Origin of the sequence: Aquipuribacter aurantiacus (genome assembly GCF_051216895.1) — a bacterium.
Lineage (GTDB): Bacteria > Actinomycetota > Actinomycetes > Actinomycetales > JBBAYJ01 > Aquipuribacter.
Genome location: NZ_JBPKAO010000003.1, coordinates 87,402 through 109,103, shown reverse-complemented (window position 1 = coordinate 109,103; position 21,702 = coordinate 87,402). Strand labels below are relative to the sequence as shown.

The following is a 21,702-nucleotide window of genomic DNA, read 5'->3' as shown; positions in this document are numbered from 1 at the left end:
CGTCGACCGGTCACCGCACGACGGTGACGGGGCAGGGTGCGCGGTGGAGCACGTCGCGGCTCACCGAGCCCATGACGGCCGACCGCAACGCACCGCGGCCCCGGGAACCGACGACGAGGAGGCGGGCACCGGTGGCGTGCTCGAGGAGGGCGTCGACCGGGGAGCCCTGGACGACGGTCGGTTCCAGGCGCACGTCCGGGTGGTCCACCGCGCACCCCGCCAGCGCCTCCCCGAGGAGCGTCCCGGCCTCCTGCAGCTGCGGCTCGTCCGGACCCACCACCTGGCCGTGCGGGTCCCGCGGCGCAGGGACGGCGAGCACCGCCCGCAGCGGGAGGCCGAGCAGCTCGGCCTCCTCGACCGCGAACCGCACGGCGGCCAGGGACAGGGCCGACCCGTCGACGCCGACCACCACCCGGTCTCCGGGCGGCGGCTCGTCCGCGGCCCCTGCTGCCGGTGGGACCACCATGACGGGGACCTCGGCGAAGACGGCGACGTGGCTGCTCGTGGAGCCGAGGACGGCTCGGGCGAGCGGGCCGTGCGAGCGGCAGCCGAGCACCACGAGGTCCCCGGGCCGCACGGCCTCGAGCACGACCGGGACCGGGTGGCCCCCGCGCACCGTCGACGTGACCGCCTGCTCGCCGAGCCGTTGCCTCGCGGCGACCGCGCCCTCCTGGGCGGCCCGGAGCGCGGGCGCGCCGGGCCGCGGGTGGGCCAGGGCCAGGACGGGGTCCGGCTCGACCGCCGTCACCAGCGTGAGCGGGACCGACCTGCGGTCCGCCTCGTCGATCGCGACCTGCAGGGCCTGCTGCGCCGACGGCGACCCGTCGAAGCCGACGACCACCCGGTCGACGTGGACCGCGTCCTGCCCCTCGACCTCCGTGCTGAGAGCTGTGCTCATCGTCGGACCTCTCTCTCGTCGTGCCCGCGTCGCCCGGGGATCCGGGCGTCCGGTCGGGGGCGGTTCGTCGCTCACCACCAGGGTCCTCGTCCGGCCCACGACGGCCAGGGCCTTAGGTCCTGCCCGGACGCAGGTCGGCCGGGCCGCCCGGGCGGCGACGGCGGGACGGCGCCGGGGTGACGGTCAGCCGCGTCGGGGGCTGAGGTCGCCGGCGGGCCCCGACCGCGGCATGGGCACCGCCGACCGGACGGTCGCGGCACCGTCGGCGGCGACCCAGGCCGCGACCTGGCTGCGCCGCCGGAACCCCAGCTTGGACAGCACCGACCTGACGTGGTTCTTGACCGTCTGCTCGGCCGAGCCCAGCCGCTCACCGATCTCACGGTTGCTGAGCCCCTCGCCGATGCCCAGCAGGACGCTCCGCTCGGCCGGCGTCAGCACCGCCAACGGGTCCGTCCAGCTGACGGGCTCCGGCCGCGTCAGCTCCTCGAACGGTGCCCGGCCGGCCGCCACGGCCAGGACGGTCTCGACGATGTGGCTGCCGCGCATGGTCTTGGCCACGAACCCACCGGCCCCCGCGGCGGCCAGGGACTCCGCGGCCTCCTCGGCCTCGACCACGCCGGACAGGACGACGAAACGGGTGCCGGGGGTGGTCAGTCGCAACCCGCGCATCACGTCCACGCCGGTCCCGTCGGGCAGGTCGAGGTCCACCAGGGCCACGTCGGGGCGCACCGCGGGTCCGCGGCGGATCGCCTCCGCGACCGATGCGGCCTCGGCCACGACCTCGAGGCCGGGGGCGGCGTCGCAGACCTCGACCACCCCGCGCCGGACGACCTCGTGGTCGTCGACGACCATCACCGTGACCCGCCGGGTCGACATCACGCCAGGGTAGGGACCCCGGACCTCGCCGCCAAGGTCCGCGGCGAGCCGGCCGGGCGACCGGGACCCACGGCCGCGTCCTCAGCGTCCGGCCCGCGCCGCCCCGGAGACGAGCAGCACGACCCCGGCGGCCACCAGCAGAGCGGGCGCCAGGTAACGCAGCTGCAGGGTCACCACGCCCCACTCCTGCGCCAGGGCGGCGACCGCCAGCAGGAGCATGAGTGCGCCCAGGACGAGTCGCCCCCGGTGCAGCTCCGCGGGCGGCGCGACGGCGCTCACCGGGTCACCTCGACGGTCCCGAGACCGACGTGCAGCAGCAGGACGAGCGGGTCGAGCCCGGGGCCCACGACCTCGGTGACCTGCGGCGACGTCCCCTGCTCACGGGTGCCGAGGACGTCCACCTCGCCGGTCCGGGCGCTGGCGGTGACGTCGACGGCCAGGTCGTCGGGCAGCAGGACCGTGATCTCGCCCAGGCCGACGGTGACCTCCGTGGTGCCCGGTGACGTCGCGTCCGGGGGGAGCTCACGCAGGTCCAGGACGAGGGAGCCCGCCCCCAGCTCGTACTCCCGCTCGAGCTCGGCCGCGGTCGTCGGGCGGTACGTGCGGTCCCCGGCGCCGTCCGCCAGCGGGACGCCCGGGACGACGCTGGTCAGCACGAGCAGCACGAGCAGGACGATCCCGACCGGGACCAGACCACCCGCATGGGGTGAGCGGGCCGTGAGGATCAGCAGGACCCCGACGGCCCCGACCGCCAGGGCGATCGCGACCGGCCAGGAGACGTCGACGAGGCCGCTCTCCTCTCCCAGCCACACCAGCCCCGCGAGGACCAGCAGGGTGCCGACGGTCAGCGCACCCACGGGCACGGGCGCCCTGACCGGTGCCTGCACCGTGGCGCTCATCGTCGGCCGGCCACGACGAGGACCGCGATGCCGGCGCCGAGGAGGAGCACCGGGCCGAGCAGGGAGGACGCCTGCGGCAGCACCTGGGAGACCAGGGCCAGGCTGCCGGCCACGACGAGGACGGCTCCGATCGCCAGGCTGGTGTCGTGCTGGGAGACCCCGGTCACGCGACCGACGCGGTCACCGGGCTGCTCGGCCGGGATCACCAGGGCGCCCACCAAGTACAGCAGCACGCCGGAGCCGCCGAACAGGGCCAGCAGGACGAAGCCGACCCGCACCACCACCGGGTCGACGCCCAGGTAGCGGGCCAGCGCCGCCGCGACCCCGAGGACCACCCGGCCCTGCTCGGGGCGTCGCAGCACGGGGGCCGGGGGGCCGGGTGGAGGACCGGGCGGAGGGCCCGGTGGTGGCCCGGAGCCCGGCGCGAGGGCAGCGGTCCTGACGGGGTCGGGGTCCAGCGGTCGTCGGTTCATGTGACACCTCCCGGGTGCTCGTCCATCCTCCGCCCGGGACCCCGTCCGCATCGAGGGACGAAGGTCCCAGCCCTCGACCCGGTGGCGCGGGGGAGGCGGGGGGCCGTCCGCAGGCCTGGGCTATCCGCTGCCGGCCGTGTCCGTCAGGACCTGCTGCATCAGGCGCGCGTAGGCCTCGGGCTGCTCGAAGGAGGCCCGGTGGCTCGCGGCCGGCACCTCGATCCAGGTCTTGTCCGGCGCCTGCAGCTGCTCGAACCACTCCCGGGCCGGGTCCACCCGACCCCGGGCCTCGTGCTCGCCCATCACCACGTAGACCGGCACCTCCAGCCGCGGCACGTCCTCGCGGAAGTCGAGCTCCTGCAGCTGGGGGTAGAGCAGGGAGTAGGTGTCCAGCAGGCCGCGGGCGGCGTTGACCCGGTCCATGAAGGTGTTCTCCGGCCCCCAGATCGTCGCGGGCATCTCGGTCGACCCGTCGAACTCCGGGTAGGCGTAGATGTCACGCTCGGCGGCGACGAGCGTGGTGTAGTCCAGCATGTCCTCGTAGGGAGGCGGTCCCTGCTCCAGCAGGTCGGTCGCCAGCGACGCGTCGCCGGTCGTGCGGGCCCACTGCGAGGTCTCCTCGTAGAAGATCTCGTCGGTCTCGCGGATGTCCACCATCTGCCCGGTGCTCACGAGGGCCCGGTAGTGCTCGGGCCGCTGCTGCACCGCCAGCACCCCGAGGACCGTGCCCCAGGACTGTCCGGTGAGCACCACCTGGTCCTCCTCGAACCGGGTCCGCAGGTAGTCGGTGACCGCCAGCGTGTCGTCCACCACCCGCTGCAGCGTCATGTCCTCGGTCGGGTCGAGGGCCGGGTAGGACTTGCCGGTCCCGGGCTGGTCCCAGGTCACCACGACGAAGTCGTCCTCGAGCGAGGGGTCCAGGCGCATCGCCCCCAGGTCGGTGCCGCCCGGGCCGCCGGCCAGGTGCAGCAGCACCGGGTCCTCCGTGCTCGACCCGCGGATCATCAGGGTCTGCTCGGTGTCGCCCACCGGCACGCTCACCAGCTCGGCGATGCTGCCCTCGACCGGGTCGCCCGCGGCGTCGACGACCGGGGCGGTCGACCCGGGCCGGGCCACGAGCGCCGCCAGCAGCAGCAGGGCCACGGCGGCCAGCGAGGTACCGGCCCAGCCCCACCGACCCATCCGGGGCGGGCCACCGATCCCCCGACGCGCGGCCACCTCCACGCCGTACCGGCTGCCGAGGACCATGGGGGCCAGGACGAGCAGCCCGTGCACGCCGCGTCCGGCCACGAGGGCGAGGACCCCCAGGACGGAGTCCAGCCGGACCGTGTCCACGGTGGCGCCGCTCGTGCCTGTCCGGGCCACCTCGAAGACGACGACGAAGAGGACAGGGGCCACCAGCAGGGCCCACCGGCTGCGCAGCAGCGCGCCCGACAGCACCCCGACCACGAGGGCGGCCAGCATCGACAGCAGCACCTCGGGGGCGGTCAGCGGACCGCGGGGAGTCAGGCCGGCGGACACCAGCCCGGCGACGGCCGGCACGGCCAGGCCGAGCACGGCCGACGTGCCGGGGGACCAGCCCCGACCAGGCGGGGCGGCCGCCGTCGCGGCGGCGTCGGTCGAGCGCCGCGGGGTGGTGGTGTCGTCCATGTCGTCCTCCCTAGGGGCCGTCCCTCACCGCAGACGCGGGCACGAGCAGCACCAGGTGCGCCACTCCGCAGGACGGCGGGGGGCCGCTTCGCGAGCCCGAGGTGCAGCCCGCCGGTGCTCCCGCACGACGAGCTGCGACGCCGCGGCCATGGCCAGGGCGAGGCGTCGTCGGTGGTGCTCGCCGTCCTCGTCATGGCCCCTCCGTCCCTCGCGGTCCGGCGTCACGACGAGTCTGCCCACCGGCGGTCGGTTCGCCGAGGGACGTTGGTCCCGCCCGGTGCAGGTTCCTGGCAACGCGAAAGCGGGCCCCCCGGAGGGGGCCCGCCTCGTGTCCGCGCAGGTCAGCGCGTGGTTGCGGTGATGGGGAGCGCAGTCGGATCAGATGTCGTAGTACAGCTCGAACTCGTGGGGGTGCGGCCGGCTCTGGATGGGCAGGACCTCGTTCTCCATCTTCCAGTCGATCCACGTCTCGATGAGGTCCGGGGTGAACACGTCGCCCTCGGTGAGGAACTCGTGGTCGGCCTCCAGGGCCTTGAGGACCTCGGGCAGCGTGGTCGGGACCTGCTGGATGTTGGCGTGCTCCTCCGGGGGGAGCTCGTACAGGTCCTTGTCGACCGGCGCGGGCGGCTCGGTCCGGTTCTTGATTCCGTCCAGGCCGGCCATGAGCATGGCCGAGAACGCCAGGTACGGGTTGCCCGAGGGGTCGGGCGCGCGGAACTCGATGCGCTTGGCCTTGGGGGAGGAACCGGTGATCGGGATCCGGATGGCCGCGGAGCGGTTGCGCGCGGAGTAGACGAGGTTGACGGGCGCCTCGAAGCCGGGCACCAGACGGTGGTAGCTGTTGACGGTCGGGTTGGTGAACGCCAGCACCGCGGGGGCGTGGGCGAGCAGGCCGCCGATGTACCAGCGGGCCATGTCCGACAGGCCGCCGTAGCCGGCCTCGTCGTAGAACAGCGGCTCGCCGTCCTTCCACAGCGACTGGTGCGCGTGCATGCCGGAGCCGTTGTCACCGAAGACGGGCTTGGGCATGAAGGTGGCGGTCTTGCCGTTCTTCCACGCCGTGTTCTTGATGACGTACTTGAACTTCATCAGGTCGTCGCCGGCGTGCAGGAGCGAGTTGAACCTGTAGTTGATCTCGGCCTGCCCGGCGGCGCCCACCTCGTGGTGCGCGCGCTCCATGACGAGCCCGATCTGCTGCAGGGTCTGCACCATCTCGTCGCGCAGGTCGGCCTGGTGGTCGGTGGGGGAGACGGGGAAGTAGCCGCTCTTGTAGCGCGTCTTGTAGCCCCGGTTGCCGCCCTCCTCCTGGCGCGCGGTGTTCCACTGCGCCTCGATGGAGTCGATCTCGTAGTAGCCGGTGTTGGGCTTGGTCTCGAAGCGCACGTCGTCGAAGACGTAGAACTCGGCCTCGGCCCCGAAGAACGCGGTGTCCGCGATGCCGGTGCCCTTGAGGTACAGCTCGGCCTTCGCGGCGACCTGGCGGGGGTCACGGCTGTACGGCTCGGAGGTGAACGGGTCGACGATCGAGTGGGTCACGACGAGCGTCTTGGCCGCGCGGTACGGGTCGATGTAGGCCGTCGCCGGGTCCGGGATCAGCTTCATGTCGGACTCGTGGATGGCCTGGAAGCCACGGATCGACGAGCCGTCGAACATCTGGCCGTCCTCGAAGGCCGACATGTCGAACGCATCGGCCGGCATCGTGAAGTGCTGCATCACGCCAGGGAGGTCGATGAAGCGGACGTCGACGAACTTCACGTCCTCGTCGGCGATGAACTTGAGGACCTCTTCCGCGGAGCTGAACATCGGTTCTCCTGTCGCTCTGGGTTCTGGAGCATGTCACGCTGCCCGGGGGCGGCGGCGGGTCGGTACGGCACGGTACGGAGCCGCGCGTCGGACGGCACGCTAGGGCGTGGCCGTGTCGCGTCAGTGTCCCGTGTGTTTCGCGCATGTGACGACGCGGCGAGGCAGGTCACAGGCGTGTGTCCGCGAGGCGCCACGTACGCTCTGTGCGTGAGCGACGACAGCGGGAGGCCGGCCCTCGGTGGCTGGCTGTACGGACCGGGCGGCCCCAGGGAGCCCACGCAGGACTTCCCGGGGCAGCGGCTGGGGCGGCCGCCGTCGGGGCCCGGCTCGGTCGCGCCGATGATGCGACGGGTGCTCGCGCTGGTCGTCGACTGGCTGCTGGCCGTGCTGGTCGGGGACACCCTGCTGGCGAGCCTGTCGTCGTTCGGGCCGCTCGTCGTGTTCGGGGTGGTCCAGGTCCTGCTGGTCGGGACCATCGGGTACTCGATCGGGCACCGCGTGATGGGGCTGTCGGTGACGCGGGTCGACAGCGGGCCCCTCGGCCCGGTGGGCGCACTCGTGCGCACCGCCCTGCTGCTGCTGGTCATCCCGGCCGTGGTGATGGACGAGGACGGACGCGGTCTGCACGACCGGGCCGCGGGCAGCGTCGTCGTCCGACTCTGACGTACCGGTTCAGCGGCCCCGCATGGCCTTGCGGTCGGCACGGGCCCGGAACGGGTCGATGCCCTTGGGCACCGGCGCGCGGAGACCCCCGAGGGCCTGCATCCGCTTGACCACCGCGGTCACCTCGGCGCCGTTGAGCGCTCGGGGCAGGCGCATCATCCGGCGCGACACCTTGCGCAGCGGGGTCTGGTCCGGCCCGCTGCCGACGTAGAGCAGGTGGACCGGCACGCCGGAGGCCACGCGGGAGTGACGCTTCTTCTCGTTCTCGCCCAGGCGGAGCGCCCGGGGCAGCGGCCCCTCGACCAGCAGGACGATGCCCGGCTTGCCGACGGCCCGGAACACCAGGTCACCGCTGCGGGGGTCCGCGGCCACCGGCTCCTCCGAGGTGGTCCAGCCCCGCTTGAGCTGCTGCATGACGATGGCCGTGCTGCCCTGTCGGCCGTCGACCTGCGCGAACAGGGCCCGGTCGGCCCGACGCGTGAGGATGGCCAGCCCCACCAGCAGCGCCGCCATCACCGTGGTGACCACGCCCAGGACCCGGCTGAAGATGCCGTCGGTGAGCAGGAACGTCAGCGCGATGCCGACCACCAGCACCAGCAGCGCGGAGCCGAAGACCCACAGCGGAGCGGGCTTGTCGTACCGCGCCGTCAGCTTGTAGACCTGGGCGAACTGCTTCAGCCGCCCCTGCTTCTTGGGCGTGTCTGCTGCCGGTGCGGTGTCTTTGCGGGCCATGGGGACGAGGATACGGGGGCCGCCGACATCCCTCGCGCGCGTGGAGGCCGACGCCGGGCGCACCCCGCAGCGGCGACGCGCCCGCTACGGGGCCCGCCGGGAGACGTCGGCAGGGGCCGTGCCGACCGGTGCCCTCAGCGGGTGGCGGCGCGGGCCGCCAGGGCCTCGCGGTACAGCCGTCCGGCCCGGTAGCTGGAGCGCACCAGCGGTCCGGACATCACCCCGGCGAAGCCGATCTCCTTGGCCTCGGCCTCCATCTCGACGAACTCCTCCGGCTTGACCCAGCGCTCGACCGGGTGGTGGCGGGGGGTGGGGCGCAGGTACTGCGTGATGGTGATGAGGTCGGTCCCGGCCTCGTGCAGGTCGACGAGGGCCTGGTGGACCTCCTCGCGGGTCTCGCCCATGCCCAGGATGAGGTTGGACTTGGTGACCAGCCCCGCGTCGCGGCCCTGCGTGATGACGTCGAGCGAACGCTCGTAGGTGAACGCGGGCCGGATGGCCTTGAAGATGCGGGGGACCGTCTCGACGTTGTGGGCGAACACCTCGGGCGCGGCGTCGAACACCTGCTGCAGCAGCTCCGGCACGCCGTTGAAGTCGGGTACCAGGATCTCGACCCCCGTGCCGGGGTTGAGGGCGTGGATCTGCCGGATGGTCTCCGCGTACAGCCAGGCGCCGCCGTCGGGCTGGTCGTCACGGGCGACCCCGGTGACGGTGGCGTAGCGCAGGCCCATCTTCTGCACGCTCTCGGCGACCCGGCGCGGCTCGTCGCGGTCCAGCGGCTCGGGCTTGCCGGTGTCGATCTGGCAGAAGTCGCAGCGACGGGTGCACTGGCCGCCGCCGATGAGGAACGTGGCCTCCTTGTCCTCCCAGCACTCGAAGATGTTGGGGCAGCCGGCCTCCTGGCACACCGTGTGCAGGCCCTCGGACTTCACGAGCTTCTGCAGGGCCGTGTACTCCGGGCCCGTGCGCACCCTCGTCTTGATCCACGAGGGCTTCTTCTCGATCGGGACCGAGGCGTTGCGGGCCTCGATACGGAGCATCCGGCGGCCTTCGGGAGCGAGAGTCACGAGATCCACGGTACGCCCGGTGGCCGGTGTGCACCGCACGGGTGGTCGCCCTGCCGAGGGGCGGCGGCCGGTCCGCCGTCACGGCGGCCCAGCCCTAGGGTCGACGGCCATGGAGCTCCGGGTGTTCACCGAACCGCAGCAGGGCGCGAGCTACGACGACCTGCTGGCCGTGGCGCGGACGGCGGAGGAGTGCGGCTACGGCGCGTTCTTCCGGTCCGACCACTACCTGGCGATGGGCGACGGCGACGGGCTGCCGGGCCCCACGGACGCCTGGGTCACCCTGGCCGGCCTGGCCCGGGAGACGTCGACGATCCGGTTGGGCACCCTGGTCACGGCCGCGACGTTCCGCCACCCCGGTCCCCTCGCGATCGCGGTCGCGACCGTGGACGCCATGTCGGGCGGGCGCGTCGAGCTGGGCCTGGGCTCCGGCTGGTTCGAGCAGGAGCACGACGCCTACGGGATCCCGTTCCCGGACCTGGGGGAGCGGTTCGACCGCTACGAGGAGCAGCTCGCGATCGTCACCGGGCTCTGGTCCACCCCGGTGGGGGCCCGCTTCGGCTTCGAGGGCCGCCACCACACCCTCGTCGACAGCCCCGCCCTGCCCAAGCCGGTGCAGGAGCACCTGCCGGTCCTGGTCGGCGGTTCGGGCAGGCGGCGGACCCCTCGGCTGGCCGCGACCTACGCCGACGAGTTCAACCTGCCGTTCGCGTCGGTCCAGGACGCGGCCCCGCAGCTGGACCGGGTCCGGGCGGCCTGCGAGGCGGTGGACCGCGACCCGGCCTCGATGACGTTCTCCGTCGCGCTGACGACCTGCGTCGGGACCGACGCCGCCGAGGTGGCCCGCCGGGCCGCGGCGATCGGGCGTGACGTCGACGACCTGCACGAGACCGGTCTCGCCGGCACCCCCGAGCAGGTGCTCGAGCGGCTCGCGGCCTGGGCGGCGCTCGGTTGCGAGCGGGTGTACCTGCAGGTCCTGGACCTGCACGACCTCGACCACCTGCGTCTGGTGGCCGAGGACGTCATGCCGCTGGTGTGACGGGGTCCCACCCGCTGCGGCAGACTCGCCACCCGTCCCGGTGATGTCCTCCGGGTCCAGGTTCGGGGAGGACGTCGGTGGGCACTCGTCTCGTGCGTCGCTGCGCGAAGCCCGCCGCGCAGCTCGCCGCGGTCGGGTTCGGCCTGTCGGGCGTGCTCTTCGTGCTGTGGTGGCTCGTCACCCGCCGTCGACCCGTGGGCGAGGACGTCGTGGGTCGGATGTGGCACCGCGAGTCCTCGCCCGCCACCGGGGCCGAGCCCGAGGCCGTCGTGGCGGCCGAGGCCGAACCCCCGTCCGGCGTGGGGGCCGACGACGTCCCCGTGGTCCTGCTGCACGGCCTGGGCATGTCCAGCCGGTCGATGTCGGCCCTGCTGCGCGCGCTGGGTCGGCACACCCGGGCGCTCGCGCCCGACCTGCCGGGGTACGGGCGGAGCCCGCAGCCGCGAGCCGGGATGCTCGGCATCGACGAGCTGGCGCGGGTGGTGCTGGCCTGGATGGACGAGGTCGACGTGGCGGAGGCGGTCCTGGTGGGGCACTCGCTCGGCGCGCAGGTCGCAGGCGAGGTGGCCCTGCAGGCGCCGGGGCGGGTGCGTCGTCTGGTGGTCATCGCCCCGACGGGAGACCCCGAGCGTCGCAGCGTGGGCCGGCTGGCCCTGCACCTGCTGCAGGACGCCCGGCTCGAGCCCCCGTCGCTGCTGCTGCTGGCCGTGGGTGACTACCTGCGGGCCGGCCCCGGCCAGATGGTCACCCTGATGAGCCGGGCCATCCGTCGTGCGGTCGACCAGCTGCACGTCACGGTGGACGTCCCGTTGCTGGTGGTGCGGGGGGAGCGGGACCCGGTGGTCCGGCAGGCCTGGTGCGAGGACGTCGTCGCCGGGACACCGGGGGCCCGGCTGGTCGTCGTCCCGGGTGCGGCGCACGGGGTGGCCTTCACCGCGCCGCCGGAGCTGGTCCGGGTGCTGCGGCAGGAGCTACGGCGAGGTCAGGCCTCCGGCTGAACCCACCATCGTCCCGGTCCCGGTCCCGGTCCCGGTCCCGGTCCCGGTCCCGGCCCCGGCGTCCCCGGTGCGGTCGGCTGCCGGTCCGGCGGCGAGCAGCCGCTCGACGTCGGTGCGGAGGATCGCCGCGGCCGTCGTCTGGTCCAGCGGCGTCCCGGGCGACAGCAGCCCCAGCATCAGGCCGTCGACGCGGGTGAGCAGGGCCAGCGCCGTGGTCGGCACGTCGGCGATGAGGGCTCCCTCCGCGACGAGGCGACGCAGCCACCGGTGCACCGCCGCGTACGACGCCTCGACCATCCCGGAGTACATCGCCCGGCCCACCGGTGTCGCGTCGACACCCAGCGCGGACTGCGCGAGGGTGAACCAGGCCCGTGCGGGGCCCAGACCGGCCGGCGCACCACCGTCCACGGGCGGCAGGAACTGCGACATGCACTCCGACAGGCGGTCGACCGCCGGCACGGTCGGGTCGGCGATCCGGTGGTCGCGCAGCTCGACGGACAGGGCTCGACGGGCGATCGCCTCGCTGAGCGACTCCTGGCTGGGGAACCAGTACCGCATCGTGCTGGCGCCGATGCCCGCCCGCGACGCCACGGCCCTCACGCTCACCGCGGCGAACCCGCCCTCGGTGAGCAGCTCCTGGGCGGCGTCGAGGATCTGCTCCCTGCGGTCGACGCGTGTACCCCGGCCCACGAGGCGAGATTAGCACGGTGTACCAGACTATTGGTACGGTGTGCCAGTACCGCTCGGTCGGGCGGGGGACGTCGAGGAGAGGAGCAGGGGTGGTGGGGCTCGAGGGTGTCCGTGACCTGGTGGAGGGGACCGACCCGCTGTGGCAGTGGCTGACGGTGCTGCTGGCCGGGGCCGCCCCCTACGTCGAGAGCTACGGGGCCGGCGCGATCGGGGTCCTGGTCGGGGTGCCGGTGGGGGTGGCGATCGTGGCCGCCGTGGTCGGCAACATGGTGAGCATGGTCCTCGTGGTCACGCTGGGGGACCGGATCCGGCGTCGACGCGTCGACCGGCTCGGCCCCGACGCGCCCGAGCCGTCACCCCGGCGCCAGAAGCTCAAGCGGCGCTTCGACCGCTACGGCGTCGCCGGGGTCAGCCTGCTCGGTCAGACCCTGCTGCCCAGCCAGGTGACGTCCATGGCGATGGTGACGTTCGGGGCCGACCGCCGGGCCGTCGTGCTGTGGCAGCTGCTGTCGATCACCCTGTGGGGGCTGGGCTTCGGGCTGCTGGCCGCCGCCGGGATGCAGGTCGTCGACGCATGACGCCGGGGCGGTCGCGGACCGGTTGTCACGTGATGTTCAGACCTCGTTCAGACCGGGTGAACCCGCAGGTCATGACCGTGCGGTGCACGACTGTCCGCCAGGCCCTGTACTTTTCGTGGTGATGGAGACTATTCAGGGGGAGCAGCAGGTCTCTCGCACGCAGGTCCTGGGGTGGCGCCGGCTGTACGTCAGCGGGGTGGTCCTGGCCCTCGCGTTCGGGGCCCTGGCGGTGCTCACGGCGGCTGTGGCCGACCTCCCGCTGCGGGACCCGGACGGCTTCCTGGGGCCCAGCTACATCCGGCTGCCCCTCATCGCGCTGGCGATGATGCTGGTCGACGTCGTACCCCGCGTCGCGCGCCGGACCTACCGCGGTGGCGCGATCGGCCAGGTCGTCCGTGACGTCGTGCGTGAGCGGTGGTCGGGTCGACGGCTCGGGCTCACGGCGCTCGGGTTCGGCGTCTTCTACGTCTGCTACGTCGCCTACCGCAACCTCAAGAGCTTCCTGCCGTTCCTGCGCGAGGACCTGCACGACCCGTGGCTGGTCGACTCCGACCGCTGGCTGGCGTTCGGCAGCCACCCCGGCGACATGCTCCACGAGCTGCTCGGGACCGGGGCCAGCGCCGAGCTGCTGTCGTTCGTCTACATGATCTACCTGCCGCTGGTGCCGATCTCGCTCGCCGCCGCGCTGGTGTGGGGCGACAACATCATGCGTGGCGCCTGGTACGCCATCGCGCTCAGCCTGAACTGGGTGCTCGGCACCGCGACCTACTACATGCTGCCCGCGCTGGGCCCCATCTACGTGGAGGCCTACCGGTTCACGGACCTGCCCGACACGGCCGTGACGGGGTTGCAGGCCGCCTTGTGGCGCAACCGGGCCGAGGTGCTCGCCGACCCGTTCGCCACCTCGGCGGTGCACGGCGTCGCGGCGTTCGCGTCGCTGCACACGTCGATCACGCTGACGGCGGCGCTGATCGTCACCCTCACCCGGATGCCCGGCTTCGTCCAGTGGCTCACCTGGGCGTTCTTCGCCCTGACGGCCGTGGCCACGGTGTACTTCGGCTGGCACTACGTCCTGGACGTGGTGGCGGGCGCCTTCGTCGCGTGGGCGTCGGTGATGCTGGCCCGCGTCATGGTGGGCCGGTCGAGCTGGAGACCGTCCGCCGAACCGCCGGCCGCCGTGGCGCTCGAGGCGTCCCCGGCCGCCGTGACCGGGGTCCCCGGACGCTGAGGTCAGCGGTCCCGGCGGGTCGCCCGACGCGCACGTCGCGCCTCAGGCGGACGGCAGGGCCGCGAGCACCTCGCGCTCGACCAGGTCGAGGACGTCCGCCACGCGCACCTGCCGGCCGAGCTCGGCCGACAGGGACGTCACCCCGGCGTCCGGGATGCCGCACGGCACGATCGGGGCGGCCCAGGACAGGTCGCAGTCGCAGTTGAGGGCGAACCCGTGCATGGTGACGCCCCGCGCGACCCGGACGCCGATGGCCGCCACCTTGCGGTCCAGCCCGCCCGGGCCGGGGGAGCCGTCGCCGCGCACCCAGACCCCGGATCGTCCGTCGACGCGCCCGGTGGGCAGGCCGACCTCGGCGCAGACGGCGATCAGCGCCGCCTCCAGGGCGCGCACGTAGGCCACCACGTCGATGGGGTCGGGCAGACGCACGAGCGGGTAGCCGACCAGCTGCCCCGGGCCGTGCCACGTGATGCGCCCGCCGCGGTCGACGTCCACGACCGGGGTGCCGTCGCTGGGGCGGTCCGACGGGGCCGTGCGCTTCCCCGCGGTGTAGACCGCCTCGTGCTGCAGCAGCAGCAACCGGTCCGGGCCGCCGTCGGCGACCAGCGCGTGCTGCTCACGCTGCAGGGCCCAGCCGTCCAGGTACGGGACGAGCCCGCCGGGCCGTTGCACCACCACGTCGCCGCGGGGGCGGGTGGGGCCGGGGGTGGTCGTGGTCATCCGGCGTCCTCCGGGTCCATCAGGGCCAGCAGCGCGGCCCGGAACGCGGTCAGGTCGCAGTGCGCGGCGATCCGCTCGTCGACCAGCTCGCGGTCCAGCTGCGAGCGGGCCACGGTCGCGAAGGCCGCGCGCCCCTCGGTGGTGACCGACACGATCCGCCGGCGTCGGTCGGCGGCGTCCTGCGCCCGCTCGATGTGGCCCTGCCGCTCCAGCCGGTCCAGCGTGCGCGACATGGTCTGGTCCTCGACCTTGGTCCGCCCGGCGATCTCGTGCTGCGACAGCGGTCCACCCATGAGGTGCGCGATGACGCCGAAACCGGCGTGCGTCAGGCCGAACGTGGCGAGACCCTCGTTCCAACGGTGCTCGACCAGGCGGGCGGCCGTGGACAGGAGGCGCCCCGTGGCCCACCGTGTCGGGTCCTCCCCGCTCTCGGCCGCCGTGTCGCGAGCCGTCCCGCCGTTCTCGCCGCCCGGCAGGGCGTGGCCGGTCGGCATCACGTGCTCCTCGCGACCGGGTCCCATCCGACGAACGGTATCCGGTGACGCGGGGGATGACGCGGGCGGGACATGCCCTTACCCTACGCATGCTGATGGTTAGCCTACGAACTGATTGCGAGGGTCGTCGTGCCCGATGACACCCACACCCACCGCGCCGCCCCCCAGCCCGACCGGGAGCGCTCGGGCTCCCGGCTGCGCTGGCTCGTCCCGGCCCTGCTGCTGGTCGTGTGGCTGGCCGTCGCGGCGGTGGGCGGGCCGTTCCAGGGTCGCCTGGCGGAGGTGCAGGAGAACGACGCCGCGGCCTTCCTCCCCGACGGGGTGGAGTCGACCGAGGTCAGCGAGCTGAGCGCCGGGTTCAGCGACGACGAGACCTTCCCCGCCTTCGTGGTCGTCGAGTCGCCCGACGGGGCGCTGACGCCGGAGCAGCTGGAAGGGGTCGCCGCGTTCGCCGCCGACCTCCCGGGGCTGACGGTGCCCGTCGGCACGGCCGAGGACGACCTCCCGGACGTCGTCCTGCGGGACTTCCTCGTCGCGCCCGACCCCGCGGCGGCGCAGGCGCCCGGCGGGGGAGCCGTCCCGGTGATCCCGTCCGAGGACGGCGAGGCCGTCCTGCTGCTGCTGCCCTTCGACAGCGCCGCCGTGGAGGAACCGCTGGCCGACGGCGAGACGGCCGTCGGGGTGCTGGTCGAGGCGGTGCGCGACGCCGACGACGGGCTGCCCGAGGGGCTCATCAGCTACGTGGCGGGCCCCGCCGGGGCGACCGCCGACTTCGTCGAGGCGTTCGGCGAGATCGACGGCATCCTGCTGGGGGTCGCGCTGACCGCGGTGCTGGTCATCCTGCTGCTGGTCTACCGCAGCCCCGCCCTGCCGTTCCTGGTCATCTTCAGCTCGGTCTTCGCCCTCGCGGCGGCCAGCGTCATCGTCTTCTACCTGGCACGCGAGGGGGTCGTCGACCTCAACGGGCAGTCCCAGGGCATCCTCTTCATCCTCGTGGTCGGCGCCGCCACCGACTACGCGCTGCTGCTGGTGGCCCGCTACCGCGAGGAGCTCAGGCGTCACGACGACCGCTACCGCGCGATGGGGATCGCCTGGCGGCGGGCGTTCGAGCCGATCGTGGCCTCGGGCACGACGGTGATCCTGGGCCTGCTGTGCCTGCTGCTGTCCGACCTCGGCAGCAACCGTGGCCTGGGTCCGGTGGCGTCGGTCGGGATCGTCACGGCCATGGTCTCGGCCCTGACGTTCCTGCCGGCGGCGCTGCTGCTGCCGGGCCCGCTGGTGGCCCTGCTCGCGGTGGGCGCGGGGGCGGGGGTGCCTGCTCTCGTCGCGGTGCTGCTGGACGCCGACACCGCCGTGGTGCTGGGCCTGGCGGTCGTCGGGGCCCTGGTCGGTCTGGCCCTCACCGTGCTGGTGGGTCTGCGGCTGCGGGCCCGGCGTCGCCGCCGCGAGTCCGCGGGGGAGCCCACCGAGCAGGGCCGCTGGGTGTTCTGGCCGTCGGAGCCCCGGCTGGGCTCGGCGGACACCAGCGCCACGGGCGTGTGGGCCCGGTTGGCGCGCACCATCGGGCGGCGCCCTCGGCGGGTGTGGGTGTCCACGGTCGTGGCGCTCGGGGCCCTGGCCGCGTTCCTGCCGTTGCTGGACGCCGACGGGGTCGCGCAGTCCGACGTGTTCCTCGTCGAGGTGGAGTCCGTCACCGGCGGCGAGGTGCTGGCCGAGCACTTCCCGGCCGGCTCGGACTCACCCACCCTGGTCGTGGCGCCCGAGGCGGACGCGGACGCCGTCCTCGAGCTGGTGGCGGCCACCGACGGCGTCGAGTCCGCCACCCTCACGAGCGAGACCGGCCCCGACCCGACGGTCCCGGGCGACCCCGTCGTGGTCGACGGCCGGGTGCAGGTGGAGGCGGTCCTGTCCGACCCGTCGGACTCCCTCGCCGCCCAGGCGACGGTCGAGCAGCTGCGGTCCGACCTGGACGAGGTCAGCGGGGACGCCCTGGTGGGCGGGGCCACCGCCCAGCAGCTCGACGTGCTGGACGTGTCCACCGCCGACCTGTACCGGATCATCCCCGTGGTCCTGGTCGTCATCTTCGTGGTGCTCGCCCTGCTGCTGCGCAGCGTCGTGGCGCCGGCGCTGATCCTGGCGGCCAACATCTTGTCCTTCGCGGCCACCCTCGGCGCGTCGGCGCTGGTGTTCCGCTACGTGTTCGACTTCCCGGGGGCCGACCCCGCCGTGCCCCTGTTCGGGTTCGTGTTCCTGGTCGCGCTGGGCATCGACTACTCGATCTTCCTGATGACGCGGGTGCGGGAGGAGTCGCTGCGGATCGGCACCCGCCCCGGCATCCTCGCCGGGCTGTCGGTGACCGGGGGAGTGATCACCTCGGCCGGCATCGTGCTCGCGGCGACGTTCGCGGCGCTCGGTGTCCTGCCGATCCTGTTCCTGGCCCAGATCGCGTTCATCGTGTCGTTCGGCGTGCTGCTGGACACCTTCGTCGTCCGGTCCCTGCTGGTGCCGGCCCTGGGCTACGAGATCGGTCGCCGGATCTGGTGGCCGCACCCGATGTCCCGCGCCGACGCCCCCGGCGAGCTGGCGGCCCGGGCCCACGGCAAGCACGTCGACCCCGACGCGGTGCCCGTCGCCTGACCCCCGGGCCGGTTCGGTCCCGCCCGCCCGCCCGCCCGGCGTACCGACCAGCGACACCGGACGGTCGCCGGGCGGCACTAGGCCGTCGAGGCCGCGTGTCGTGTCGCTGGTCGGTACGGCGCGGGCGGTCGGTGCGAGCGGGGCGGTCGGTACGGCGCGGTGCGACCGGTGCGACCGGTGCGACCGGTGTGGCCGGTGCGAGCGGTGTGGCCGGTGCGACCGGTGCGAGCGGTGTGGCCGGTGCGGTCGGTGCGGTCGGTACGGTGCGGGTGGGGCGGTCAGAGAGCGGTGAGCACGGCGAGCGCGGCGAGCAGGGCCACCTCGACCCCTGCGCCGAGCACGTCGCCGGTCAGCCCGCCGAGGCGCCGGTGGGCGTGGGACGCCAGCGCGCCGGCCGCCACCACGGCGGCGAGCACGGCGAGCGCGGCGACCGGGCCGGCGAGGACCAGCCCCAGCAGCGCCAGCACCCCGGCCGGCACCCAGCACAGCGCCCTCGGCACCGAGCCCAGCACACCCGCCCCCAGGCCGCCGGCCTGGGCGGGGCGCGTCCCGACCGCGGTGAGCAGCGCCAGGACCGCGCGCGAGGCGGCCCAGGCCAGGGTGAGCAGCCCCACCACCGCCCACCACGGTCGGTCCTCGACGAGGGCCCCGACCGCGGCCGCCTGACCGCCCAGCACCAGCAGCAGCGAGGTCGCCCCGGCGGGCCCGACGTCGCCGCGGTGCATGACCTCCAGCGCGCGTTCGGGGGTGTGACCGGCGACCAGGCCGTCGGCGGTGTCCGCGAGGCCGTCGACGTGCAGGAACCGGGTGAGCAGCACGGCCACGCCGACGGCGACCACCCCGACGACCCCGGCGGCCAGACCCAGGAGCAGCAGCGCGGCGGCGACCGCTCCGGCGAGGAGCCCGACCACCGCGCCGGGCAGCACCGCCAGCGTCATGGCTACCGCGGCCGCGGTCCGGTCCACCGACCCGGGGGCCTTGACCGGGAGCAGGGTCAGGGTGCCGAAGCCGAGCCGCAGGCCGTCGACCAGCGCCCTCGGGCGCATCAGCCGTCCAGCAGGTCGGCGAGCAAGGCCGTCTCCGCCAGCAGCGACGCGGCGGCCCCGAGCAGGGGGAGGGCCACGAGCGCGCCGCTGCCCTCGCCCAGGCGCATCCCCAGGTCCAGCAGGGGGGCCAGGCCCAGCGCGGCCAGGGCGGGGGCGTGGGCGGGCTCGCTGGAACGGTGACCGGCCGCGAACCAGGCGGCGGAGCCGGGCGCCATCCGCTCGGCGACCAGGGCGGCGGCGGTGACGACCACGCCGTCCAGCAGCACCGGGGTGCGCCGGGCCGCGGCCTGCAGGTGGATGCCGGTCATGCAGGCCAGGTCCGCGCCGCCCAGCGCGCCCAGCAGCGCCCGCGGGTCCTCGCCGTGCTGCTCGGTGGCGCGGGCCACCGCCGCGGCCACGACGTCGGTCTTGCGCCGGAGGGCGTCGTCGTCCACCCCTGTGCCCCGACCCGTGGCGGCCGCGGCGGGCAGGTGCAGCAGCGCGGCCACCAGGGCGGCGGCGGGGGTGGTGTTGCCGATGCCCATGTCCCCGACCACGAGCAGGTCGGCGCCGGCGTCGACCGACTCGTCGGCGATGGCCCGGCCCGCCGCCAGGGCGGCGTCCAGCTCGCCGGGGCCCAGCGCGTCCTCGGTGTCGATCGGCCCGGACGACCGGCGCACCTTGTGGGCCAGGAGGGCGGGGTCGGTGCCGGCGGGCCAGTCCACGTCGACGGCCAGGTCGTGGGTGCGCACGCGGACGCCGTGGCGTCGGGCCAGGACGGTCGCCGCGGCGCCGCCGTCCAGGAACGCCCCCACCATCAGCGGGGTGACCGACGCCGGGAAGGCGGACACCCCGCGGACGGCGACGCCGTGGTCGCCCGCGACCACGTGGAGGTGGACCTGCTGCGGTGGCGGTGGCAGCGCCAGGCCACGGACGCCGGCCCACCAGACGGCGAGGTCCCCGACCCGCCCCAGGGCACCCGGCGGGGTGGCCAGCGACCCGAGGCGCGCGGCCGCGGCCGCGGCGGCCGCGGCGTCCGGTGCCGGCGGGGAACCCACGGCGGGGCTCGGGCTCACCGGCGCACGTCCCGGACGTCGAGCCGCTCCTCGACGGCCTGACCGGACTCGTCGCGCTCGACCACGTAGGCCCCCGCGCCGTCCCGCTCGACGACCGCCTCGGACAGCTCGGTGCCGCGGTACACCAGGCCCGCACCGTCGTCGGTGCAGTAGGTCCGACCGAGGGTCCCGTCGGCCACCAGGGAGTGCACCAGCGGGCGACGACGGGCCTCGGAGTCGTAGTGCACGCCGTTGTCGTACGGGATCAGCCCGAGGCCGTTCGTCACGGGGTCCAGGCCCGGGCCGAAGGAGTCGGTGGTCCCGCCGGTGTGCCAGCAGATCGAGCCCGCGCTCACGCCCCCCAGGACCACACCGGCCTCCCAGACCTGCCGCATGACGGTGTCCAGGCCGTGCGCGCGCCACACCGCGAGCAGGTTGACGACCGAGCCGCCGTTGACCCACACGACGTCGGCGTCCAGCAGGTGCCCGGCGACGTCGTCGACGCTCGGCATCGGGAACAGCGACAGGTTCGTGGTCTCCACCCCCGCCGCCTGCCCCGCCTCCAGGACCCAGGCGTTCCAGTGGCCCTGGTCGCCGCCCGCCGTGCCCAGGTGGGTCAGCCGCGGCGTGCGCCCGTGCACCCCCGACAGGTCCAGGCAGTGCTGGATCAGCGGCCCGAAGGCGATCCGGGTCCGGTGCCCCGGCACCCACCCCCCGGACGTGGCGACGATCGTGGGGGTGTCAGCGGGCACTGCTGTCCTCTCGGGTGGGGGGCGAGGTCCTGACGCCGTCAGGCCCCAGCCCCAGGTGCTCGAGCACGGCGCGGGCGCCGCGTCGGCCGGACACCAGCGCCCCCTGGATGGAGGGGGTGTCACGGTGGTCACCGACGACGAAGCGACCGTCGGTCAGGTCCACGGGGCGTCGGACGTCCAGCGGGGGCGTGCTCCGCGGCAGGGCGTGAGGGATCTCGTGCACGGCGACCTCGTCGCCCAGCTGCTGCTCGCTCGCGCCCAGCACCCGCGCCGCCTGGGTGCGGATGCTGCGCAGGGCGGCGGCCCGCTCGTCGCCGAACGTGCCCAGCACCGTCGTCGCGACCAGGTCCCGCCGCCCGTGCAGGCCCGGCGGCAGGTAGTCGGGGGCGCTGCGGCTTACCACGACCGTGTTGACCAGGCCGAACCGGCGCAGGTGCGAGCGGTCGCCGTCGACGTGCAGGTAGTGGCCCCGGCGCGCGACGGGCAGCGGCTCGGCGCTCAGGTGCCACACCGTGGTGAGCGCCCGGTCGGGTGCCGCCGGGCGCTCCAGCAGCGACGCGGTGGAGCGGGCCTCGCCGGCCAGCACGACCGTGCCGGCGACCACCGCGAACTCGCCGTCGGCGTGGACGCCGTGGACGGTCCAGCCGTCGCCGGTGGCGGTGAGCGACTCCACCCGGGCGCGGGTGCGGACGCTCCCGGCGGGCAGCGGGGCGGCGACGGCGTCGGAGAACGCCTGCATGCCGCCGGTGGGCAACCCGGGGGCGGCCCCCAGCCCCGCCTTGACGAAGGAGCGGAGCAGCAGGTCGACGTGGCGTCGGGAGGTGCTGCCGTCGGCGTCGGCGAGCGTGCCGGTGAGGAACGGCTCGACCACGTGCCGGCGCAGCGGCCCGTCCAGGCCCGCGGCGTCGAACGCGGCGTGCCAGCCGGTGTCGGGGGCCCGTTCGAGGCTGCGCACCGGCAGGGCCAGGGCCCGCCCGGCCAGCCGCGCCAGCCCGACCAGGTCCCGGACGGTCACCAGGCCCGAGCGCAGCACGCCCGGCAGGGCGTCGGGACGGCGGACGGGGTCGGCCAGCAGCGTGCGGGTGGTCGGGTCGTCGCCCCGGGCCACGACGACGCCGGCACCCAGTGCCTGCAGCCGCAGCGCGTCGACGTCGACGAACCACGGCAGGACGGGGTAGGTCGGGTTGAGCAGCTGGAAGCCCCGGTCCACCAGGACGCCGTCGACGTCGTCGGTGCGGACCCGGCCGCCCACGCCGTCGTCGGCCTCGAGGACGACGACGTCCAGGCCGCTGCCCATCAGCTCCCGCGCGCAGGCCAGCCCGGCCAGGCCCGCACCGACGACGACGACGTCCGCGGCGCCGGGCGGTCCCGAGGCGTCGACGGGGCTCCGACCAGGGGCGGTCACGGGACGAGAGGGCACGGCAGCAC

The 21,702-nt window shown here is 74.7% G+C and carries 22 protein-coding genes; 6 read left to right on the top strand and 16 right to left on the bottom strand.

The annotated features are described in order from the left end of the window. Positions 1-10: 10 nt before the first annotated feature. The 7 genes from ACR80Q_RS05365 to glnA form a co-directional block, all read right to left on the bottom strand. The gene (locus tag ACR80Q_RS05365; protein ID WP_435376545.1) at positions 11-898 is read right to left on the bottom strand and encodes a universal stress protein; all 888 of its coding nucleotides are present in this window, start codon (positions 896-898) and stop codon (positions 11-13) included. A gap of 183 nt (positions 899-1,081) precedes the next feature. After that, on the bottom strand, positions 1,082-1,774 hold the full coding sequence (locus ACR80Q_RS05360; RefSeq protein WP_435376544.1) for a response regulator: 693 nt from the start codon (positions 1,772-1,774) through the stop codon (positions 1,082-1,084). Positions 1,775-1,855: 81 nt separating this feature from the next. Next, positions 1,856-2,053, bottom strand: a complete 198-nt coding sequence (locus tag ACR80Q_RS05355) for a hypothetical protein (RefSeq protein WP_435376543.1) — start codon at positions 2,051-2,053, stop codon at positions 1,856-1,858. Continuing rightward, positions 2,050-2,673: a hypothetical protein gene (locus ACR80Q_RS05350; RefSeq protein ID WP_435376542.1), complete on the bottom strand. Its 624-nt coding sequence runs from the start codon at positions 2,671-2,673 to the stop codon at positions 2,050-2,052. Before ACR80Q_RS05350 ends, ACR80Q_RS05355 begins: the two co-directional genes overlap by 4 nt. Next, positions 2,670-3,146: a PspC domain-containing protein gene (locus ACR80Q_RS05345; RefSeq protein WP_435376541.1), complete on the bottom strand. Its 477-nt coding sequence runs from the start codon at positions 3,144-3,146 to the stop codon at positions 2,670-2,672. Before ACR80Q_RS05345 ends, ACR80Q_RS05350 begins: the two co-directional genes overlap by 4 nt. A gap of 120 nt (positions 3,147-3,266) precedes the next feature. Next, positions 3,267-4,796, bottom strand: coding sequence for an alpha/beta fold hydrolase (locus tag ACR80Q_RS05340; protein WP_435376540.1), 1,530 nt, complete (start codon positions 4,794-4,796; stop codon positions 3,267-3,269). A 378-nt stretch (positions 4,797-5,174) separates the two neighbouring features. Further along, complete coding sequence (gene glnA, locus ACR80Q_RS05335; RefSeq protein WP_435376539.1) at positions 5,175-6,599, bottom strand: type I glutamate--ammonia ligase; 1,425 nt, start codon at positions 6,597-6,599, stop codon at positions 5,175-5,177. A gap of 207 nt (positions 6,600-6,806) precedes the next feature. Between glnA and ACR80Q_RS05330 the strand changes: the two genes are divergently transcribed. Then, positions 6,807-7,262 (top strand): RDD family protein, encoded by a 456-nt coding sequence (locus tag ACR80Q_RS05330; RefSeq protein WP_435376538.1) that lies wholly within the window; start codon positions 6,807-6,809, stop codon positions 7,260-7,262. A 9-nt stretch (positions 7,263-7,271) separates the two neighbouring features. Here the strand turns inward: ACR80Q_RS05330 and ACR80Q_RS05325 are convergent, their stop codons facing one another. Both ACR80Q_RS05325 and lipA read right to left on the bottom strand, forming a co-directional pair. Continuing rightward, complete coding sequence (locus tag ACR80Q_RS05325; protein ID WP_435376537.1) at positions 7,272-7,994, bottom strand: DUF4191 domain-containing protein; 723 nt, start codon at positions 7,992-7,994, stop codon at positions 7,272-7,274. A gap of 134 nt (positions 7,995-8,128) precedes the next feature. Beyond that, the gene (gene lipA / locus ACR80Q_RS05320) at positions 8,129-9,061 is read right to left on the bottom strand and encodes a lipoyl synthase (RefSeq protein WP_435376536.1); all 933 of its coding nucleotides are present in this window, start codon (positions 9,059-9,061) and stop codon (positions 8,129-8,131) included. A 109-nt stretch (positions 9,062-9,170) separates the two neighbouring features. Between lipA and ACR80Q_RS05315 the strand changes: the two genes are divergently transcribed. Together ACR80Q_RS05315 and ACR80Q_RS05310 are read left to right on the top strand one after the other, a co-directional pair. After that, positions 9,171-10,097, top strand: coding sequence for an LLM class F420-dependent oxidoreductase (locus ACR80Q_RS05315; RefSeq protein WP_435376535.1), 927 nt, complete (start codon positions 9,171-9,173; stop codon positions 10,095-10,097). Positions 10,098-10,174: 77 nt separating this feature from the next. After that, positions 10,175-11,095, top strand: coding sequence for an alpha/beta fold hydrolase (locus tag ACR80Q_RS05310; RefSeq protein WP_435376534.1), 921 nt, complete (start codon positions 10,175-10,177; stop codon positions 11,093-11,095). Here ACR80Q_RS05310 and ACR80Q_RS05305 read toward each other — a convergent pair. Beyond that, positions 11,069-11,785 (bottom strand): TetR/AcrR family transcriptional regulator, encoded by a 717-nt coding sequence (locus tag ACR80Q_RS05305; protein ID WP_435376533.1) that lies wholly within the window; start codon positions 11,783-11,785, stop codon positions 11,069-11,071. The two genes, ACR80Q_RS05310 and ACR80Q_RS05305, sit on opposite strands and share 27 nt — an antisense overlap. 89 nt (positions 11,786-11,874) lie before the next feature. Here ACR80Q_RS05305 and ACR80Q_RS05300 point away from each other — a divergent pair, with 89 nt between their 5' ends. Both ACR80Q_RS05300 and ACR80Q_RS05295 read left to right on the top strand, forming a co-directional pair. Further along, complete coding sequence (locus ACR80Q_RS05300; protein ID WP_435376532.1) at positions 11,875-12,363, top strand: hypothetical protein; 489 nt, start codon at positions 11,875-11,877, stop codon at positions 12,361-12,363. Between the two features lie 121 nt (positions 12,364-12,484). Next, on the top strand, positions 12,485-13,591 hold the full coding sequence (locus ACR80Q_RS05295) for a phosphatase PAP2 family protein (RefSeq protein WP_435376531.1): 1,107 nt from the start codon (positions 12,485-12,487) through the stop codon (positions 13,589-13,591). Positions 13,592-13,633: 42 nt separating this feature from the next. Here ACR80Q_RS05295 and lipB read toward each other — a convergent pair whose 3' ends face one another. Next, positions 13,634-14,311, bottom strand: a complete 678-nt coding sequence (lipB, locus tag ACR80Q_RS05290; protein ID WP_435376529.1) for a lipoyl(octanoyl) transferase LipB — start codon at positions 14,309-14,311, stop codon at positions 13,634-13,636. Beyond that, positions 14,308-14,832: a MarR family winged helix-turn-helix transcriptional regulator gene (locus tag ACR80Q_RS05285; protein WP_435376527.1), complete on the bottom strand. Its 525-nt coding sequence runs from the start codon at positions 14,830-14,832 to the stop codon at positions 14,308-14,310. The genes lipB and ACR80Q_RS05285 overlap by 4 nt, the downstream gene beginning before the upstream one ends. 102 nt (positions 14,833-14,934) lie before the next feature. Between ACR80Q_RS05285 and ACR80Q_RS05280 the strand changes: the two genes are divergently transcribed. Next, positions 14,935-17,442 carry an MMPL family transporter gene (locus ACR80Q_RS05280; RefSeq protein ID WP_435376526.1) on the top strand — a complete coding sequence of 836 codons (2,508 nt, stop codon included), beginning with the start codon at positions 14,935-14,937 and terminating at the stop codon, positions 17,440-17,442. 278 nt (positions 17,443-17,720) lie between these two features. On the opposite strand, the gene ACR80Q_RS05275 is transcribed toward ACR80Q_RS05280, so the two are convergent. Genes ACR80Q_RS05275 through ACR80Q_RS05260 form a run of 4 tightly spaced genes read right to left on the bottom strand, consistent with a single transcriptional unit; the run spans position 17,721 to position 21,694 of the window. Next, entirely contained in the window at positions 17,721-18,488 is a 768-nt protein-coding gene (locus ACR80Q_RS05275) for an adenosylcobinamide-GDP ribazoletransferase (RefSeq protein WP_435376525.1), read from the bottom strand. Continuing rightward, the gene (cobT, locus tag ACR80Q_RS05270; RefSeq protein ID WP_435376524.1) at positions 18,488-19,543 is read right to left on the bottom strand and encodes a nicotinate-nucleotide--dimethylbenzimidazole phosphoribosyltransferase; all 1,056 of its coding nucleotides are present in this window, start codon (positions 19,541-19,543) and stop codon (positions 18,488-18,490) included. Before cobT ends, ACR80Q_RS05275 begins: the two co-directional genes overlap by 1 nt. Continuing rightward, on the bottom strand, positions 19,540-20,274 hold the full coding sequence (locus ACR80Q_RS05265) for a Type 1 glutamine amidotransferase-like domain-containing protein (protein WP_435376523.1): 735 nt from the start codon (positions 20,272-20,274) through the stop codon (positions 19,540-19,542). The genes cobT and ACR80Q_RS05265 overlap by 4 nt, the downstream gene beginning before the upstream one ends. Further along, positions 20,264-21,694 carry an NAD(P)/FAD-dependent oxidoreductase gene (locus tag ACR80Q_RS05260; protein ID WP_435376522.1) on the bottom strand — a complete coding sequence of 477 codons (1,431 nt, stop codon included), beginning with the start codon at positions 21,692-21,694 and terminating at the stop codon, positions 20,264-20,266. The genes ACR80Q_RS05265 and ACR80Q_RS05260 overlap by 11 nt, the downstream gene beginning before the upstream one ends. Positions 21,695-21,702 lie beyond the last annotated feature (8 nt).

Coding starts and splice junctions, on each gene's coding strand:
- ACR80Q_RS05365 (WP_435376545.1), bottom strand. CDS start 898: ATGAGCACAGCTCTCAGCACGGAGGTCGAGGGGCAGGACGCGGTCCAC.
- ACR80Q_RS05360 (WP_435376544.1), bottom strand. CDS start 1,774: ATGTCGACCCGGCGGGTCACGGTGATGGTCGTCGACGACCACGAGGTC.
- ACR80Q_RS05350 (WP_435376542.1), bottom strand. CDS start 2,673: ATGAGCGCCACGGTGCAGGCACCGGTCAGGGCGCCCGTGCCCGTGGGT.
- ACR80Q_RS05345 (WP_435376541.1), bottom strand. CDS start 3,146: ATGAACCGACGACCGCTGGACCCCGACCCCGTCAGGACCGCTGCCCTC.
- ACR80Q_RS05340 (WP_435376540.1), bottom strand. CDS start 4,796: ATGGACGACACCACCACCCCGCGGCGCTCGACCGACGCCGCCGCGACG.
- glnA (WP_435376539.1), bottom strand. CDS start 6,599: ATGTTCAGCTCCGCGGAAGAGGTCCTCAAGTTCATCGCCGACGAGGAC.
- ACR80Q_RS05325 (WP_435376537.1), bottom strand. CDS start 7,994: ATGGCCCGCAAAGACACCGCACCGGCAGCAGACACGCCCAAGAAGCAG.
- ACR80Q_RS05315 (WP_435376535.1), top strand. CDS start 9,171: ATGGAGCTCCGGGTGTTCACCGAACCGCAGCAGGGCGCGAGCTACGAC.
- ACR80Q_RS05295 (WP_435376531.1), top strand. CDS start 12,485: ATGGAGACTATTCAGGGGGAGCAGCAGGTCTCTCGCACGCAGGTCCTG.
- lipB (WP_435376529.1), bottom strand. CDS start 14,311: ATGACCACGACCACCCCCGGCCCCACCCGCCCCCGCGGCGACGTGGTG.
- ACR80Q_RS05285 (WP_435376527.1), bottom strand. CDS start 14,832: ATGGGACCCGGTCGCGAGGAGCACGTGATGCCGACCGGCCACGCCCTG.
- ACR80Q_RS05275 (WP_435376525.1), bottom strand. CDS start 18,488: ATGCGCCCGAGGGCGCTGGTCGACGGCCTGCGGCTCGGCTTCGGCACC.